The sequence below is a fragment of the Micromonospora sp. MH99 genome (assembly GCF_021442385.1).
GTDB lineage: Bacteria > Actinomycetota > Actinomycetes > Mycobacteriales > Micromonosporaceae > Micromonospora.
Genome location: NZ_MUZA01000049.1, coordinates 35686 through 50821, shown reverse-complemented (window position 1 = coordinate 50821; position 15136 = coordinate 35686). Strand labels below are relative to the sequence as shown.

Genomic DNA, 15136 nt, shown 5'->3' with positions numbered 1-15136 from the left:
GGGGCCAGCCCTGTCGAGCCGAGCCCCGCGTAGATCAGCACACGATGTGCACTTCGCTGTCGCCGAAGAGGTCACCAGCCTGAAGGGCCTAGTCACGGCGTTGCCCGTGGAATCGGCGTCTCAAACGACGGAGCCGCGGGGACTCCCAGCAAGCTCACCGCGACGCTTCACCTCCAGCGTGGATCCGCTGACCGAGGTCCGCCGGGTGCACACCCACGCGTGGTGGAAGCGGCTCTTGCTGATCGCTCGTCGGCCGGTGCGCCGATGGCTACCCGGCGGGCGAGCCATCAGCTCCACGCCACTCCTGGTACTCACCGGCTACCTGAAGTTCACTCGCTGTGCTCCCTCGTGGACGGATCGCCGGGAGCCCGAGCGGCTAGGTTGATCAGTGTCATCCGCCCGATCCGTCACCCGGAGAGGCCTTCGTATGCTTAAAACGTGGTTTGCCAGGACCGCCGTTGCCGTCCTCGTCGCTGGGTCAGTGATCCTGACCCAGAACGCCCCGGCGCTCGCCCAGTCTCGCGAGGACCAGTACCTGGCGGGCGGCACAATAAACGGGCCGACCATGATCAGCCTCGCCACGAGAGTCTCTCTCTACGACGACCACGCCTCCCTCAGCACGAACGTCATGTTCGGCGCCAACGCGACGTCCGCCACCGGCTGCAAGATCACAGGCTGGCTGATCCTGCAGTACTGGAACTCGACCTCGACGTGGGAGGGCCCTCGCAACACCTTCACCTGCGAAGGCGCTCTGACCAAGGCCGGGACAGGAATCGGGTTGTGGTGGGACAACTGGGCGGGATACACCAGCGCCGACGGCGCCCAGGGGCGGGTCTGCGTAGACCTGTACTACAACGGATCGACCTCGTCCGGCTGGCAGCGCTGCTACACCGCCCCCGTCACCTGGGAGGGCTGACCCCGCGCACCGGTCCTGAAGCGGAACGGGCCGCCGGCAGTCCGGCGGCCCGTTGTGGCTAACTGATTACCGCCGGCAAATCGCCGCCTGCTATCCGCTGCTGCGCCGCCACAAGGCAACGGATCATTGGTTGCCAGACGCTCCCGCTACAGTTAAGGGAACGCAGCCGAGACCGGGCGACCTATCTGACCTGTCAAGCCCCGGGTTTGCTGGAGAGTTGGTTAGCTGGTTTTCAGGGGTGCGGTGACCGGTTGGGTCATCGCGTGTAGGGCCTCGTGTTCGGCGGGTGGGATGTGTGCGAGTTCGCCGTGTAGCCGCGGTCGTTGTACCAGTCGATGTACTCGACGGTGGCCATCTCCAGGTCGTCGAGGCCGCGCCAGGGACCTTGGGTGCGGACGAGTTCGGTCTTGTAGAGCGAGTTGAACGCCTCGGCCACCGCGTTGTCATAGGAGTCGCCCTTGGACCCGACCGAGGCGGACGGCGCCGGCCTCGGCGAGCCGTTGGGTGTAGCGGATCGCTCGATACTGGACTCCTCGGTCCGAGTGGTGGACGAGTCTACGCAGGACAGCTCCCTGACTCTCGCGGCCCGCCAGATAGCCATCTTCAACGCGTCGAAAGCCAGATCCGGTTAGTGCGACGTGGAGACCTGCCAGCCGACGATCATGCGGGAGAACACGTCGAGGACGAACGCGGCGTACACCCAGCCCACACTGGTGCACACGTAGGTCAAGTCGGCGACCCAACGAAGTTGAGCATCCCCGCAACGTCAACCTCCGTGAGGACGCCCTCACCAACCCCCTGGACGCCCGGCTCGCTACCGCGTTTGATCCCGACCGCCTTGAGAAGACGATCACCGCGATGGTCAACGCCCAGTCGGGGAACCAGCCCTCCCCCGCCATTGCCGCCGCTCGCGCAACCATCGCCGAGTGCGACGCGAAACTTGAGCGCAACCGGGCAGCCCTCGACGCCGGAGCGGATCCCTCGGTCGTCGCCAGCTGGATCGCTCAGACGCAGGCTGAACGGGCACGGGCCGAAACCGATCTGCACCCACCGGAGTCGGCCGCACCACGCCGGATGACCCAGGCAGAGATCACCGCGCTGGTTCACGCCCTAGGGGACATCGCCACCGTGCTGCGCGACGCGCACCCCGCCGACAAAGCCGAGGTCTACCAGCAACTCGATCTCCGGCTGAACTACCAGCCTGAAACGCAAACGGTGCGCGCTGGAATCGACCTCAGCGCGCACCGTGGGGCAATGGTTTGTGTCCGAGGGCGACACGACCCGTTGCCCCACCGCCGATGCTACTCAGGGCAACTCTGAGGCTTGCGCAAGTCTAGCGACGCTAAGTAGATCCGGTATCCAGCGAAGGTCATGATCGGCCGGCGCTGGATACCGGATTTGCGTGTTCCGGTGCGATGCAACTGGACGGTGCCGGAGGTCAGATCGCGAACTGTCTGGCGGTGAGGGTCCAGCCGGTTGGTCAGCCACGCCATCAGGGTCCAGACCCACGACCTCGCGAGGAGCAGCACGCCGGTCTGGTAGGCCCCTGTCCAGGTCAGATCATCGACCAGCTTCCGGACAGTTGGGTGAGGGCGAAGACGAATGCCAGGTCGAAGAACAGCTCCAGGAGCGCTACCGGATGTCGTTCCCGGGGCGCCCTGAGTAACCCGCCTGGTTGCTCGTCCCCCATCACCTGTTCCATTGTGCTGTCCTGACGGTGGAATTCGGAGCGCGCCAAGCTCCGCTTGTCGGCAGAATCCCGTGCTCGACGCCGGACGGCCCGTCGCAGCCGACCGCGTCGTCCAGTCAGCTGTGGTTATCCGCTGGCGGCGTCGCCCTGAGTTGAGCGATGTCTGGCGTCACGGATGAGCGTCAGCGCGATGACGAGGAGGCCGAGCAGGGCGACGACGGCATTGGCCGTCGTGAGGTACACCGCCTCGCCGTGGCTGGCGTGATGGAGATGGGTCAGGTGGAAGAAGAAGTGGGGTATGGCGAAGGTGGAGAAGGCCGCCGCCGCGGGGATGGTGAATGCGGCTCGAGGTGCGACGAGCGCTATGCCGAGGACGACGGCCAGGCCGAGGCTGGCGCCGCCGAAGTCTCGCGCGTAGTGCTCGCTGAAGGGCGGGGTGAGAGTGACGGTCGGGAAGTGGTTGTAGAAGCTTTCGGGGAAGACCTGGTTCCAGAAACCGACAACGAGTTCGTCGAGAAAGAGGACGGCGAGGGCGATCCGGATCAGCGCGGTCAGCGCGGACTCTCGTCCGTCAGGTGACGTTGCCCGCGGTGCGGCGGGGATGGGTGACTGGCCTTCGTTCATTGGGTCCGCCCGTTGGTGTTCTGCGCCGCCGGGCTGGCTAGCCACTGGTCGAAGGTTTGTGTGCCCCGGGGACCGGGGCCGGTGGGCAGCAGGCCGTGTCCGGCCATGGCGCGACCGGTCGCTCCCGGAAGGCGGACGGGCAGGACAAGGCGGTGGCTTCCGCGGGCGCGGAGCAGGCCGCGGACCATGTCCGACATGCGCAGCTGTTGTGGACCGGCGATGTCGGGCGCCCGGCCGGCCGGGTCTGCTAGGGCGAGTTCGACGAGACAGTTGGCGACTTCGTGGGCCGCGATCGGCTGAATGAGCATCTGGGGCACCACTGCGATCGGGCCGGGAATGGTGGCGATCATCTGCGCGGCCAACTCGTAGAACTGCGTCGAGCGGAGCACCGTCGCGGGTACCGCACCGTCCAGGACGAGCGCCTCCTGGCGTCGTTTGCCCGCGTAGTAGCCCCAATTCACCCGGTCGGCGCCGACAACCGACAGCGCCACGTGGTGCCGCACCCCGCCGCGCTGGCCTGCGGCGAGCAGGTTACCTGTCGCCGTGCCAAAGAAGTTCTCCGACTTCTTCCGGTTGATCGTCGACATGTTGCTGACGTCGATCATGACCGGCACGCCGGTCAGCGCCTCGTCCAGCCCGGAACCGCGGATCAGGTCCACACCTGTGGAGCGGGCCAGCACGACCGGCTCGTGGCCGGCAGCCCGTACGGCGTTGACGACGAGACGTCCGACCCAGCCGGTCCCCCCGGCTACCGCGATGCGCACTGAACTGCCTCCCGATTCGCGTGCCCCGCAACGCCGCGCTGTTCTGTCACTGTGGTTCTGCCTCTCCGATTGGGGGGGTAAAACTGGGTGGAAAGCCCTGAAGGGCCAGAAACCAGACCTTTTCCGTGTGGTCCGATTCGCCGGTCACGCGCGCCGCAGCGCTTCTCTTCATGCGTGCTCCCCTCCGAAACGAACCACCGTGGCATCTGCGTACTGGACCGAACGGCCGCCTGATTCGTGACAGCGGAGCTGGCCGCTGAGCCACCTGTCACGAATCGGAGACCTGCCTGGTCCGTACTGGTGAAACGAGCCGGCAGAGCGCACTCGGCCCGTCACCGAACCTTGCGCGTCAACCTCTTGGAGGAACCAGTGGTTTCCGAAACTCGCCGCCCATTTCAGTCAGACGTGCTACCTAATGCGTTCTGCGTCGTCGTCGCCGAACGGCGTCTCCTCAAGAACCTCGCGTACCACCTGGTCGGTTCGGTCGGCGTCGCCGAACAGGTGGTGATAGAGACGTATACCGGCTGGTACACGATGCCGGCGATCCAGCAGGACCGCATCGAGAGCCCTTTCACCTGGCTCGTCGGCACGCTCGTTCGGATCTGTATCGGTCTGCTCGAATCGTCGCCGCCTCGAGCCGGTGGCCAGACCGCCGATCCAACGGGTCGCCCCCATGTCGCGGACCCTCCGCCTCAGCGGTGGGGGCCCTGGCGTGCTGCGCCGGTGCTGTAGTACGGCGGCGCAGGGGTATCCGTACGCGCCGGTGCCCGACGGGCAGCAGCGATGGCGGGATCAGTTCGAGGTCACCTGCATGATCAGGGATAGAAGTGACGAGGGCGGGCGGTCGTGGTGGGGCGAGAGACAGACTGGACGCTGGTCGGTGCGTTAGAGGTCTTCGGCGCGGTCCGTCCGCGGCTCTTCGGCATTGCGTACCGGATGCTCGGAAGTGTCGCGGAGGCCGAGGATGTCGTGCAGGAAGCCTGGCTTCGGTGGCAGCAAACCGATCGCAGCCAGGTACGGGACCCGATCGGGTTCCTCGTCACGACGACCTCTCGGCTCGCTCTGAACGCTGCGACGTCGGCTCACGCCCGACGCGAGCTGTATCCCGGACCGTGGCTACCCGAGCCCGTCGACACCGCCGCCGACCCGACGCTGCAGGCCGAGCGCACCGAGTCGCTCGAACTCGCGGTGCTGCTGCTGTTGGAACGGCTCACCCCGGCCGAGCGAGCCGTGTATGTGCTGCGCGAGGCGTTCGACTACCCGTTCCGGCACATCGGCGAGGTGCTCGACATCAGCGAGGCGTACGCGCGGCAACTCGGTCGACGCGCCCGCACGCACTTGGTCCAGCAGCGGCGCGCTCCGGTCGCGCGCGCCGACCACAACCGCCTGCTGCATGCCGTTCTCGCCGCCGCCCGCTCCGGTGAGCTGACCCGGCTCGAGGAACTGCTCGCCGAGACAGCAACCTCCTACGCCGATGGCGGCGGCATCGTTCGGGCCGCCCGGGTGCCCATCGTCGGGCGTGGCGCCGTCGCGCGTTACGTCCTGGGACTGATGCGAAAGTTCGGCAACGGTGTCTCACTGGAGATCGTCGAATCCAACGGCCGAGCCGCGATCCTCGCCGCACGACCCGGGACGGCGGTTGCGTTGGTCAGCATCGAGGCGTCCCCCGCCGGAATCGAACGACTACTCATCATCCTCAACCCACAGAAACTGGCCCAGTTCCAGCGCCAACCGCCGCCCGATCGACCCTGCGCCACCTGGTGATCCCGTGCTTCGCCGAAGTCGCGTACGTCGAGGTCGGGCACCGGCGCGTGGCTCGTCGCCGAACGTGCCGGCGCGGCGCGTACGGGTGAGATCGTTGCTTCGTGTCGAAGTCGCTTGACCTCCACCTGGAGTTCGATCGGGGTGCGGGTTCCCCGGGTCGTTCGCTGGAGGGCGCACTACGGGAGAGTATTCGGACCGGTCGGCTGCGGGCCGGGTCGCGTCTACCTGGAAGCCGGAGCCTGGCCGGCGACCTGGGCCTGGCCCGGGGCACGGTGGTGCAGGCGTACGCGCAGCTGGTGGCCGAAGGGTGGCTGCTGACAGCACCCGGCTCGGGCACCCGGGTCGCGGACGTGCACCATGACCCGCCCGGCTCGCGCCGGCAGCCGCCGCCGTCGGCCCCGGCCCCGGCCGGCCCGATGATCGAGCTGCGGCCGGGGATTCCCGATCTCGGCTCGTTCCCTCGAACGGCCTGGGCCGACAGCGTCCGCCGGGCGCTGACAACAGCTTCGCGGGGCACGCTGGACTACCCCGACCCGACGGGACTGCCCGGGTTGCGGGTGGCGGTAGCTGGCTATCTCGCGCGTACCCGTGGAGTTCTCTGCCACCCGGACGCGGTGGTGATCACGGCGGGTTTCACCCAGGGCCTCTCCCTGCTCGCACGGACGCTGCATCGGCGCGGCGCACGCGCCATCGCCACCGAGAACCCCGGCTTGGCCCCGCACCGCTCGGTGTTGCGCGCCGCGGGCCTGACGGTCACCCCGCTCACTGTCGGCGCCGGCGGCGCCAACCCCGATGACGCGGCAGGTCAGGCCGCGCTGCTCACCCCGGCGCACCAGCATCCGACTGGCGTGGTGCTCGCACCAGGTCACCGTTACCGGCTCATCGCCTGGGCACGGGAGCGCGACGCGCTCCTGATCGAGGACGACTACGACGGAGAGTTCCGCTACGACCAGCGGCCGGTGGGCTCAATGCAGGCGTTGGCGCCAGAGCGGATCGTGTACGCCGGCAGCACGAGCAAGTCGCTGGCGCCGGGCGTACGCCTGGGCTGGCTCGTCGTACCCGAGCCTCTGCGTCGCGAACTGACGACGACGATCCTGGAGGCCGGTGCCGCGGTGTCCGCGATCGACCAGCTCGCCATGGCCGACCTACTCACGCGCGGCGACTACGACCGCCACATCCGCCGCATGCGCCTGACCTACCGGCGCCGCCGGACCGACCTGGCCGAGCGCTTGGCCGAGGTGACCGCGACCCCACTGGAGGGCATCGCGGCCGGCATGCACGCACTGCTGCCGCTGGCGTCGGTGGCCCAGGAGCGCTGGCTGATCCAGGCCGGCCGCCGCCGAGGGCTGCATCTGATCGGCCTGCACAGCAACGGCTACTGGCACGATCCGACGGATCAGCGGCAGAAGGCGGCAGTGGTCCTCGGGTACGCGGCGCCACCGGCTCATGCCTGGCAGGAGGCGCTGTCCGGGCTGTGCGAACTGGTCCACCAGGCTGGCCGTTAACTGGTCCAGTCTGCTGGTCCGGTCGGGGATACGTTCGATTCATGCAGACCATGAAGATCGGGAACAACGAGGTCGTGCTGCTGGGCACGGCCATGCCGGCGGAACTGCCGGAGGGCTCGCATGTGATGACAGCGACGATCGAACTGCCACCGGGCGACCCGGGCACACCGCCGCACCGGCACTCCGGCCCGGTTTTCGGCTACATGCTCGAGGGCGAAATGATCTTCGAGCTGGAGGGCGAGGCCGAACGGGTGATCAAGGCCGGTGAGGCGTTCTGGGAACCCGGCGGCGACGTCATCCACTACCGGTCCGCCAACAACCTGCCCGATCGGGTGAGCAAATTCCTGGTCGTGATGGTGTGCGCGCCCGGCCAGGAAATGCTGGTGCTGGTGAGCTCCGAGGAGCTCGAACAGCGTCAGGACCGCCGCTCATCCCGGCCGAACTGACGGAGAGGCACATCATGCGTATTGTTCTCGCCGGTTCGACAGGCGTCATCGGCCGCCGACTCGAGCCGATCCTGACCGCCCAGGGCCATGAGGTCATCGGGTTGGCCCGCAACGGCCCGGTCGCCGTCGACGTGCTCGACCGGGACGCGGTGGCGGCCGCCGTTCGCGACGCCCGACCTGACGTGGTGATGCACCAGCTGACCAACCTGAGCACTGGCGACTTCGCCGCCAATTCGCGACTCCGGCGGACCGGGACCCGCAACCTGGTCGACGCGGCGCTCGCCGCCGGGGTACGCCGGATCGTGGCACAGAGCATCGCCTGGGCGTACGAACCGGGCACCGAGCCCGCGACCGAGGAAACCCCACTCGACCTCGACGCCGCAGAGCCACGACAGACCAGTGTGGCCGGTGCCGCCGCGCTCGAAGCCGCCGTTCAGGAGGCGCCCGAGGGCGTCGTGCTGAGGTACGGCACCCTCTACGGACCCGACACCTGGTACGCCCGGGACGGTCTGATGGCGCAGTTCGCCGCCGCCGGCAAGGTCCCCGCCGACGCGGACGTGAGCAGCCTGCTGCACATCGACGACGCCGTCGCCGCCGCGGTCGCCGCCCTGGAGTGGCCCGCCGGCGTGGTCAACGTCTGCGACGACGAGCCAGCCGCAGCCTCGCAGTGGGTGCCCGCGTTCTGCGCGGCGGTCGATGTGCCGTCACCAGCGGTGACCGGCGGCGAGCGGCATGGCTGGGCGCGGGGAGCGAGCAACCACCACGTCCGCACACAGTTCGGCTGGACCCCGACCTATCCGTCCTGGCGGCAGGGATTCGCCACCCTGTGAGCGACCTCGACCGACGGCGCGAAGGTGGTCGTCGTGTTCATGAACAAGGACCTCGGCGCGGCCACTCCCCCGGGTCCGTCACTGCCCGGTCGGCGGGTCCCCCGGACGCGACCCGGAGCCCATCGGCTGGCGAAGACGCTCGATCAACTCGCGGGCGGCCTCGGCGTACCGCAGGTCCGATCCGCTGGGCCGATGTCCCTGGATCGGCGGCGGAACACTGTCGCCGGGTAGCGGCACCACATCGGCGGGGTCTCGGAGCCGGCGGTCCACGGTTGCCGCCGGCTGGCCGACGGTGACCGGCGCGACTGTCCGGTGGGCGCTGAATATCCAGCCGCCAACCGAGTCGGTATCGCGCCACAGGTTCACCCACCGCCACTGGACGCGAGCGCCGATCTCGTGCAGCACCTCGTCGTCGACGAAGGCGGGAAACAGTCGCGCGTAGAGCCGGCTCAGTGGTGACCCGTGGGTGAGGAGGGCGACGTGGCTGCTGACCTGAGGCGGTAACTGGAGCACTGTCGCGGCCGCCAGAACCGAACCGTGGCTGTGCGCGGTGAGCAGCACGAGGTTGCCGCGTCCGACCAGGTACGTGATTCGTCGGGTCAGCTCCGGCACGGCTCGTTCGGCGTAGCAGGGTGGCGCGAACGGGTGGGCCGCCCGGGGCCAGAACGTGCCCAGGTCCCACAGGACACCAACATGGCGCCTGAATTCGACTGTCCGGTAGGCGAAGATTCCGCCGACGGTCAGGCCGAGGATGATCGCGGCGATCCCCCAGCTCCCGAATGCGATTGAGAAGGTGATCAGGTCGCCGGGCAGCCGTGCGTACCGCTGCACCGATTCGCTCGGAAGCAACTCCAGCAGACCGAGGGTGGTGGTGGCAGTGCCGACCCCGGCCAGGCAGGCGTAGACCACCGCCAACGGGATCAGCCTCTCCGTGAAGCGAGCCCTGGCTATCGCCTTGCGCACCTGCCGCAGTCGGGTCGCCGCTCCGGGCGGGCGGCCCGGGTAGTCGCAGGCGACAATCGCCGCCGCGGCACGGAGCCGGCGGCGTCGAGAGATGAGGATTACCGGAACCGCTACCACCAGCGTGAACAGCACTGTCCGGAAAAAGCCGAAGATCGCCCAGGTGAGTGCCGGTGGCAGACCGGAGGCGAGGCCCTCTCCGGTCGGGGCGTCGCGGTCCAGGAAATCCGCCACCCGGTAGACCAGCTCGGCGGACACCGCCACCGCCACACTTACCGCGCTGGCCGCGATCACCAGTGCGCCCAGACCGAACAGCGGAATGGCGTCCCGCCGCCGGACCCGACCCCAGAGCAACACAGCCCCGAGGATGGCCAGCAGGGTCGTCTGCACGACGAACAGCGAGGTGAGAATGGCGCCGTAGCCGGGTAGCCCACCTCCCTCGTGCCACGGTTCCGGGCTATCCAGGACGTGGGCCGTCACCACAATGGTCAGAGCCACGGCGACCGTCCGCACCGTGCGCGTGATCCGGTCCCACCGCTGATTCGAGGCGGCCCGGTCGATCAACGCAGGAATGCAGAGCAGAACCACGCACGTGGCCAGCACGGTCCCGGCGGCCACGGCCAGCGCGATAGTGCTCGCCGAGGCGCCGGTTGCGGCACGGGCCGCGAGCAGAGTGACGTCCAGTGTCGCGAACGCCGCCGCGACGTGAATCGAGCGCAGCCGACCCACCAGCGGACCGGCATCCCATTGACCGATCCCGCTGAGCCGATGCTCGGAGACCTCACCCGCGGGAGCGCGGAACGCGTCGAACATTTTCCCTGGCCGCGTGCTGGCCCGCCAGAGCAAACCGATGGCGGTGGCCGGAACCACAGCGAGCACCGCGAGGCGCAGGCCCACCGGCTGCCCACCCAACCAGGACAACCAGGTGCGCCCGGCCAGGCAGTGTGCCGACCCCATGCACTTCCACGCGATCAGGTCCAGCATGACGCCGGCGAAGGCGAGAACATACAGCGCGGTGAAAGTGAGCGCGAGTAGCCGGCACAGGGATCTGACTGTCGCATCCGAGCCAGGGTTCGCCGGTCGCATCCAAATCGACAGGTTGGCCAGCATGAACGGCAGTAGGAACACCAGCGAGAGTGTGCGGACCACGGTTCCGGAGGGCAGATCAGCCCAGCGGTACGCCTCCAACGTCACCCGTTCGCCACTGCTGCACGAACAGTGCCGACGGGGTCGGTAAAAACCGCCGCTATGGTCGCCGGCGACCTGCTCGACGTCCGAAACGCCCAGAACCTGGCCGGCGTTTGCATTGGCAGCCCCATGGACACGCAACTCCACCACGCCGTCGGACATCTCCAGCCCGCCTGACGGCGCTGACGCACGCGACATCGGCCCCTCCGGAGCATTTCGATGACCAAGCCGGGTGACCCGGCCAGGGCTGCTCGCCACTCGCGGCGGTGTACCCCGCCCGAACGCGACAAACCGTGGTCCGGCCGCCCGTACGCCGTCACCGGAGGTTGGGCCGCCTCGGCCTAAGGCGCGGGTTCCAGTACGACGACTGGGATCTGGCGGCTGGTCTTCCGCTCGTAGTCGGCGAAGCCTGGATACGCGGCCTTCTGCGCGCTCCAGATCCGATCCCGCTCGTCCCCGGCGGCAACTCTGGCGACCAACTCGACCTTGTCCGTACCGATCTCCGCTCTGACCTGCGGGTGAGCGAGCAGGTTGTGGTACCAGTCGGGATTGGTGGGCGCACCGCCCTTGGACGCGAACACGGCGTAGCCGCCGTCCACCGTCTGGTACATCATCGGGTGCACGCGCGGCTCGCCGCTCTTGGCGCCAACCGTGTGCAACAGCAACAGCGGCGCTCCAGCGAACTGACCGCCCACCTGCCCGCCGTTAGCGCGAAACTCAACAATGATCTTGTCGTTCCAGTCACTCATACCTTCTCCACACCTCCGCGAACCGGCTCCTCACAGAGGATTCTGACAGTCTCAGCCGGGGCATGACACTGCGCCCACGCACCCGCGATCGCATTCCTGGCGCAGGGGCCCGGGGCGACAGCAACTGAACGGCCCCGGAGCTGGGGAACGACGACCGTCGAGAGCGACGTCGAGCGCCCAATCGGAATTGCCATTGATCCGCGTTCACGGCCGGTGGGTACGCTACGGCGTCAGCACGATCTTTCCCCGCGCGTGGCGGGACTCACTCAACTTCGTGGGCGGCGGCCGCCTCTTGCAGGGCGAACACGGCAGCGACCGGCACCGTGAAACGGCCCCGCTCGGCGAGGTCACCGGCGGCGGCGATTCCTTCGAGTGCCGGTGTGTCCGCTCCGGGACCAGAGCCGCGCGACAGGTGCACACCGTACGCCGGGGCGTTGATGTCGGCGATGCTCACCACCCTGTCCGGGCTCGCGACCAGACGGACCAGGTCGCCAACGGCGCCCGGTCGGCGTGCAGCGGCAGGTCGGTCAGACAGATCGCGACGTCCCACTGGCCGTCGGCACGCCGTTGGGCAAGATCCTCGATCATCGCCTCAACGCCACCGTCGCGGCGCGGGCTACCGCACCCCAGCCTTCCCGGACGGTCCACCGCACGTCCGCGTCCACCCGCTCGGCTAGCCGGCCGGCCAACTCGGCGGTGAGCCGAGGCCACCCGGGCCGGGTGGTCCGGCGGGGTCGCCACCAGTCCGACGACGACCTCCGGGCGGTCCTGTTCCCTGTGGGCATCAATGCTCCTCGCCAGTTGCCGGGACTCGTCGCCGCTGAGGGACGATAGGGCTGCCGCGTTCCCGCCGCCGCTCCCGTCCGAGCAGGCTAGGGAGCCTGCGCCATCAGCCGGCGGTGCCGTAGACGCCGGCGCCCATCGGCTCGTCGAGCTCCAGGTCCGTTGTCGCGGCGACCCGGGCGATCATCATGTATTGCCCGATCACCATCAGGAGTTCGACCACTTCGCGTGGGGAGAATCGCCCTGTCACGGCGGCGGCGGTGTCGTCGGAGGGACGGACGTCGCGGACGACTTCGGTCGTGAAACGCAGGACAAGCCGTTGGTTTGTCGAGAAACAGTCGGCCTCGATCTCGTCGCGTCCGAGCGCGTGGATCATCTCGTCTGTGGCACCGACGGAGCGGGCGATCGGCTCGTGTTGAACCCACTCGTACCTGACGTCGCTCAGCTGGGCAACTCGCAGGATCGCGATCTCGCGGAGCAGCGGGTCGAGGGCCAAGTCCTTGAGCAACGTGCCTCCCCAGCGCATCCAGTCCGGAAACGCCGTCTCGGCGTTCGCCATCATGCGGAAGAACTTCAGGGGACGCGCGGCCTGCAACGCCTCGCGAACCGCCACTGGGGCGTCGGCAGCGTCCACGTATGGTAGGCGACTCATAAATTCCCCTCAAATCAGCTAAATCAGGCCTCACGGTTCATTATCCGATCGCTGCACCTACCGGACCGGCGTTCGGGAAAGCGCGAGTCTTTGCGGGACCTTGCCGGTCGTCGTGGCGGCAGGTCGGTATTCATCACTCACCGTGCGGATTGCAGCTAGGAGCGCCGGCCGCATCGCCGCGCCGAACAGCGTCAGCGCGAGGACCACGGCAATGACTGCCGCCACGTCCGCACGAGAGCGGCCTTGACAAGGTGTACGGCCGACGTGCCGCGATCGGCCGCCGCGTCATCGACCGCCGCAAGAGCCGCATCGTGCCGTGCGACGTTTTGACCGTTTGGCGGCGATTACCCGCCTGCCTGGAACTTTCGTGCTGCAGTGACCGACCAACAGAGCAGCAGCAACCATCGGAGGCGAATTCATGCGCACCACCAGCCCTTTCGGCTCACACCGACGCTCGTCCGTCGCCCTCGCCGTCGCCGCCGCGCTCGTGGCGATCGGTGCCACCGGGTGCGGATCGTCAGACCCGTCGTCGGCCGCGCAGCCGAGCCCGTCGGTGTCGGCAGGGTCCCCTGCCGGCGTGGTCACGATCCGTGACCCGTGGGTGAAGGCGGCCGACAAGGGCATGACGGCGGCCTTCGGAACCCTGGTCAACGACGGGGACACCGATGTGACGCTGACCAGCGCCGCGACCTCGGCTTCCCCCATGGAGCTGCACGAGATGACCATGAAGGACGGCAAGATGGTCATGCAGCAGAAGCAGGGCGGCATCGTCATCAAGGCCAGGAGCACCCACACGTTGGAGCCCGGTGGTGACCACCTGATGCTCATGGATCTCACCACGCCTGTGCAGGCCGGCGACGAACTCACCTTCACCCTCACCTTCGCCGACGGCAGGACCCAGCAGTTCACCGCCGTGGCCAAGCCGTTCACCGGCGCTCAGGAGAGCTACGCCCCGGGGCACGGCGAGCCCATGCCGGGTATGAGCGCCACGCCGGAGATGAGCATGAGCCCGGCATCGTGACCGGCACGTCGCCTGTCCGCCCGGTGAGCCGGCGCCGTCTGCTCACCGGTGGGACCCTGGCCGCCGGAGGAGCGCTCACGGGCGCAGCCGCCATCGCCGCGATGCGTACCGACCGGGGCGGGCGGCGGGCCGCTGGCGCGACGCCGGTGGCGCGCGTCGGGAGCCTGGTCGAGCCTTTCCACGGGCCCCGACAGGCCGGGGTGGCGACCGAACCGCAGGCACACGCCTCGTTCGTGTCCCTCAGCCTGCGGGCCGGCACCGACCGGGCGGCGTTGGGCCGGATGTTGCGGCTGCTCACCGACGACGCGGCCCGGCTCACCCAGGGGCAGCCCGCCCTGGCCGACACCGAGGCCGAACTCGGGCTCCTTCCCGCACGCCTCACCGTGACGTTCGGCTTCGGCCCGGGCCTCTACCGCGCCGCGGGTGTCGACGACCGGCGTCCCGCCTCGGTCGCCGACCTGCCCGCGTTCCGCATCGACCGGCTCCAACCGGCCTGGTCCGGCGGCGACCTGCTACTCCAGATCTGCGCCGACGACGCGATCACCGTCGCGCACGCCCAGCGGGTGCTGCTCAAGGACAGCAGGCCATTCGCCACCGTCCGGTGGGTCCAGCAGGGCTTCCGCCGCAGTCCGGGCGTCGAGCCGGGCGGCCACACCCAACGCAACCTCTTCGGTCAACTCGACGGCACCGCCAACCCCCGCCCGGGCACGCCGATGGACTCGGCCGTCTTCGTACCCGACGGCCCGCCATGGCTGCGCGACAGCACCACCCTCGTCGTCCGGCGCATCAGCATGAACCTGGAGACCTGGGATCTTCTGGGCCGCACCGACCGCGAACTCGCCGTCGGCCGGCGCCTCGACACCGGCGCACCGCTGACCGGGAGCGCCGAGCACGACGAACCCGACTTCGCCGCGACCGGCCCCGACGGGCTCACCGTTATCCCCGACTTCTCCCACCTGACCCGCGCACACGTCACCGACGACCGATTCAAGATCCTGCGCCGGCCCTACAACTACGACGGTGTCCCCAACGCCGACGGCCACGCCGACGCCGGACTGATCTTCACCTCGTACCAGGCCGACATCACCCGGCAGTACCTGCCCATCCAACGCCGACTGGCCGACCGGGACCTGCTCAACGAATGGACCACCCCGATCGGATCCGCCGTCTTCGCCATCCCGCCCGGTTGTCCGCCGGGAGGATGGGTCGGCGAGCAGGTCCTCGGATGACCACGCCAACCGGAG

The 15136-nt window shown here is 68.7% G+C and carries 16 protein-coding genes and 2 pseudogenes; 9 read left to right on the top strand and 9 right to left on the bottom strand.

What is annotated here, in order from left to right:
- The first annotated feature begins 481 nt into the window (after positions 1-481).
- Positions 482-916 (top strand): hypothetical protein, encoded by a 435-nt coding sequence (locus B0E54_RS22820; RefSeq protein WP_234587926.1) that lies wholly within the window; start codon positions 482-484, stop codon positions 914-916.
- 221 nt (positions 917-1137) lie between these two features.
- Here B0E54_RS22820 and B0E54_RS32510 read toward each other — a convergent pair.
- Positions 1138-1664: pseudogene (locus B0E54_RS32510) on the bottom strand (IS3 family transposase); the annotation flags it as partial.
- A 110-nt stretch (positions 1665-1774) separates the two neighbouring features.
- Between B0E54_RS32510 and B0E54_RS22810 the strand changes: the two are divergent.
- Entirely contained in the window at positions 1775-2236 is a 462-nt protein-coding gene (locus B0E54_RS22810) for a hypothetical protein (RefSeq protein ID WP_234587924.1), read from the top strand.
- A gap of 235 nt (positions 2237-2471) precedes the next feature.
- Here B0E54_RS22810 and B0E54_RS22805 read toward each other — a convergent pair whose 3' ends face one another.
- The 3 genes from B0E54_RS22805 to B0E54_RS22795 all read right to left on the bottom strand — a co-directional run bounded on the left by B0E54_RS22805 (position 2472) and on the right by B0E54_RS22795 (position 3889).
- On the bottom strand, positions 2472-2618 hold the full coding sequence (locus tag B0E54_RS22805; RefSeq protein ID WP_234587923.1) for a low temperature requirement protein A: 147 nt from the start codon (positions 2616-2618) through the stop codon (positions 2472-2474).
- 114 nt (positions 2619-2732) lie between these two features.
- Complete coding sequence (locus tag B0E54_RS22800; RefSeq protein ID WP_234587922.1) at positions 2733-3230, bottom strand: hypothetical protein; 498 nt, start codon at positions 3228-3230, stop codon at positions 2733-2735.
- Positions 3227-3889, bottom strand: a complete 663-nt coding sequence (locus B0E54_RS22795; protein ID WP_234587921.1) for an SDR family oxidoreductase — start codon at positions 3887-3889, stop codon at positions 3227-3229. The genes B0E54_RS22800 and B0E54_RS22795 overlap by 4 nt, the downstream gene beginning before the upstream one ends.
- 474 nt (positions 3890-4363) lie before the next feature.
- On the opposite strand from B0E54_RS22795, the gene B0E54_RS22790 reads away from it, so the two are divergent.
- From B0E54_RS22790 to B0E54_RS22770, 5 genes are all read left to right on the top strand, one after another.
- Entirely contained in the window at positions 4364-4726 is a 363-nt protein-coding gene (locus B0E54_RS22790) for a hypothetical protein (RefSeq protein WP_234587920.1), read from the top strand.
- Positions 4727-4843: 117 nt separating this feature from the next.
- On the top strand, positions 4844-5758 hold the full coding sequence (gene sigJ / locus B0E54_RS22785) for an RNA polymerase sigma factor SigJ (RefSeq protein WP_234587919.1): 915 nt from the start codon (positions 4844-4846) through the stop codon (positions 5756-5758).
- Between the two features lie 101 nt (positions 5759-5859).
- Positions 5860-7263, top strand: coding sequence for a PLP-dependent aminotransferase family protein (locus B0E54_RS22780; protein WP_234587918.1), 1404 nt, complete (start codon positions 5860-5862; stop codon positions 7261-7263).
- Positions 7264-7304: 41 nt separating this feature from the next.
- A complete protein-coding gene (locus B0E54_RS22775; RefSeq protein WP_234587917.1) occupies positions 7305-7709 on the top strand; it encodes a cupin domain-containing protein in 405 nt (134 codons plus the stop codon).
- A gap of 14 nt (positions 7710-7723) precedes the next feature.
- The gene (locus B0E54_RS22770) at positions 7724-8539 is read left to right on the top strand and encodes an NAD(P)-dependent oxidoreductase (protein WP_234587916.1); all 816 of its coding nucleotides are present in this window, start codon (positions 7724-7726) and stop codon (positions 8537-8539) included.
- 78 nt (positions 8540-8617) lie between these two features.
- On the opposite strand, the gene B0E54_RS22765 is transcribed toward B0E54_RS22770, so the two are convergent.
- The 5 genes and pseudogenes from B0E54_RS22765 to B0E54_RS22745 form a co-directional block, all read right to left on the bottom strand.
- Positions 8618-10627: a hypothetical protein gene (locus tag B0E54_RS22765; RefSeq protein ID WP_234587915.1), complete on the bottom strand. Its 2010-nt coding sequence runs from the start codon at positions 10625-10627 to the stop codon at positions 8618-8620.
- Positions 10628-11028: 401 nt separating this feature from the next.
- Positions 11029-11436 carry a nitroreductase family deazaflavin-dependent oxidoreductase gene (locus tag B0E54_RS22760; RefSeq protein WP_234587914.1) on the bottom strand — a complete coding sequence of 136 codons (408 nt, stop codon included), beginning with the start codon at positions 11434-11436 and terminating at the stop codon, positions 11029-11031.
- Positions 11437-11658: 222 nt separating this feature from the next.
- Positions 11659-11938 (bottom strand): annotated as a pseudogene (locus B0E54_RS22755) (zinc-binding dehydrogenase); the annotation flags it as partial.
- A complete protein-coding gene (locus tag B0E54_RS22750; protein ID WP_234587910.1) occupies positions 11887-12024 on the bottom strand; it encodes a hypothetical protein in 138 nt (45 codons plus the stop codon). The pseudogene B0E54_RS22755 and the gene B0E54_RS22750, both read right to left, overlap by 52 nt.
- A gap of 301 nt (positions 12025-12325) precedes the next feature.
- Entirely contained in the window at positions 12326-12853 is a 528-nt protein-coding gene (locus B0E54_RS22745; RefSeq protein WP_234587908.1) for a carboxymuconolactone decarboxylase family protein, read from the bottom strand.
- A 436-nt stretch (positions 12854-13289) separates the two neighbouring features.
- Here B0E54_RS22745 and B0E54_RS22740 point away from each other — a divergent pair, with 436 nt between their 5' ends.
- Positions 13290-13892 (top strand): copper chaperone PCu(A)C, encoded by a 603-nt coding sequence (locus B0E54_RS22740; RefSeq protein WP_234587906.1) that lies wholly within the window; start codon positions 13290-13292, stop codon positions 13890-13892.
- Complete coding sequence (locus tag B0E54_RS22735; protein ID WP_234587904.1) at positions 13889-15121, top strand: Dyp-type peroxidase; 1233 nt, start codon at positions 13889-13891, stop codon at positions 15119-15121. The genes B0E54_RS22740 and B0E54_RS22735 overlap by 4 nt, the downstream gene beginning before the upstream one ends.
- Positions 15122-15136 lie beyond the last annotated feature (15 nt).

What these genes read in the sequence shown, in the direction of transcription:
- B0E54_RS22810 (WP_234587924.1), top strand. Translation starts at nt 1,775, where the DNA reads ATGGTCAACGCCCAGTCGGGGAACCAGCCCTCCCCCGCCATTGCCGCC.
- B0E54_RS22805 (WP_234587923.1), bottom strand. Translation starts at nt 2,618, where the DNA reads ATGGAACAGGTGATGGGGGACGAGCAACCAGGCGGGTTACTCAGGGCG.
- B0E54_RS22800 (WP_234587922.1), bottom strand. Translation starts at nt 3,230, where the DNA reads ATGAACGAAGGCCAGTCACCCATCCCCGCCGCACCGCGGGCAACGTCA.
- B0E54_RS22775 (WP_234587917.1), top strand. Translation starts at nt 7,305, where the DNA reads ATGCAGACCATGAAGATCGGGAACAACGAGGTCGTGCTGCTGGGCACG.
- B0E54_RS22770 (WP_234587916.1), top strand. Translation starts at nt 7,724, where the DNA reads ATGCGTATTGTTCTCGCCGGTTCGACAGGCGTCATCGGCCGCCGACTC.
- B0E54_RS22760 (WP_234587914.1), bottom strand. Translation starts at nt 11,436, where the DNA reads ATGAGTGACTGGAACGACAAGATCATTGTTGAGTTTCGCGCTAACGGC.
- B0E54_RS22750 (WP_234587910.1), bottom strand. Translation starts at nt 12,024, where the DNA reads ATGATCGAGGATCTTGCCCAACGGCGTGCCGACGGCCAGTGGGACGTC.
- B0E54_RS22740 (WP_234587906.1), top strand. Translation starts at nt 13,290, where the DNA reads ATGCGCACCACCAGCCCTTTCGGCTCACACCGACGCTCGTCCGTCGCC.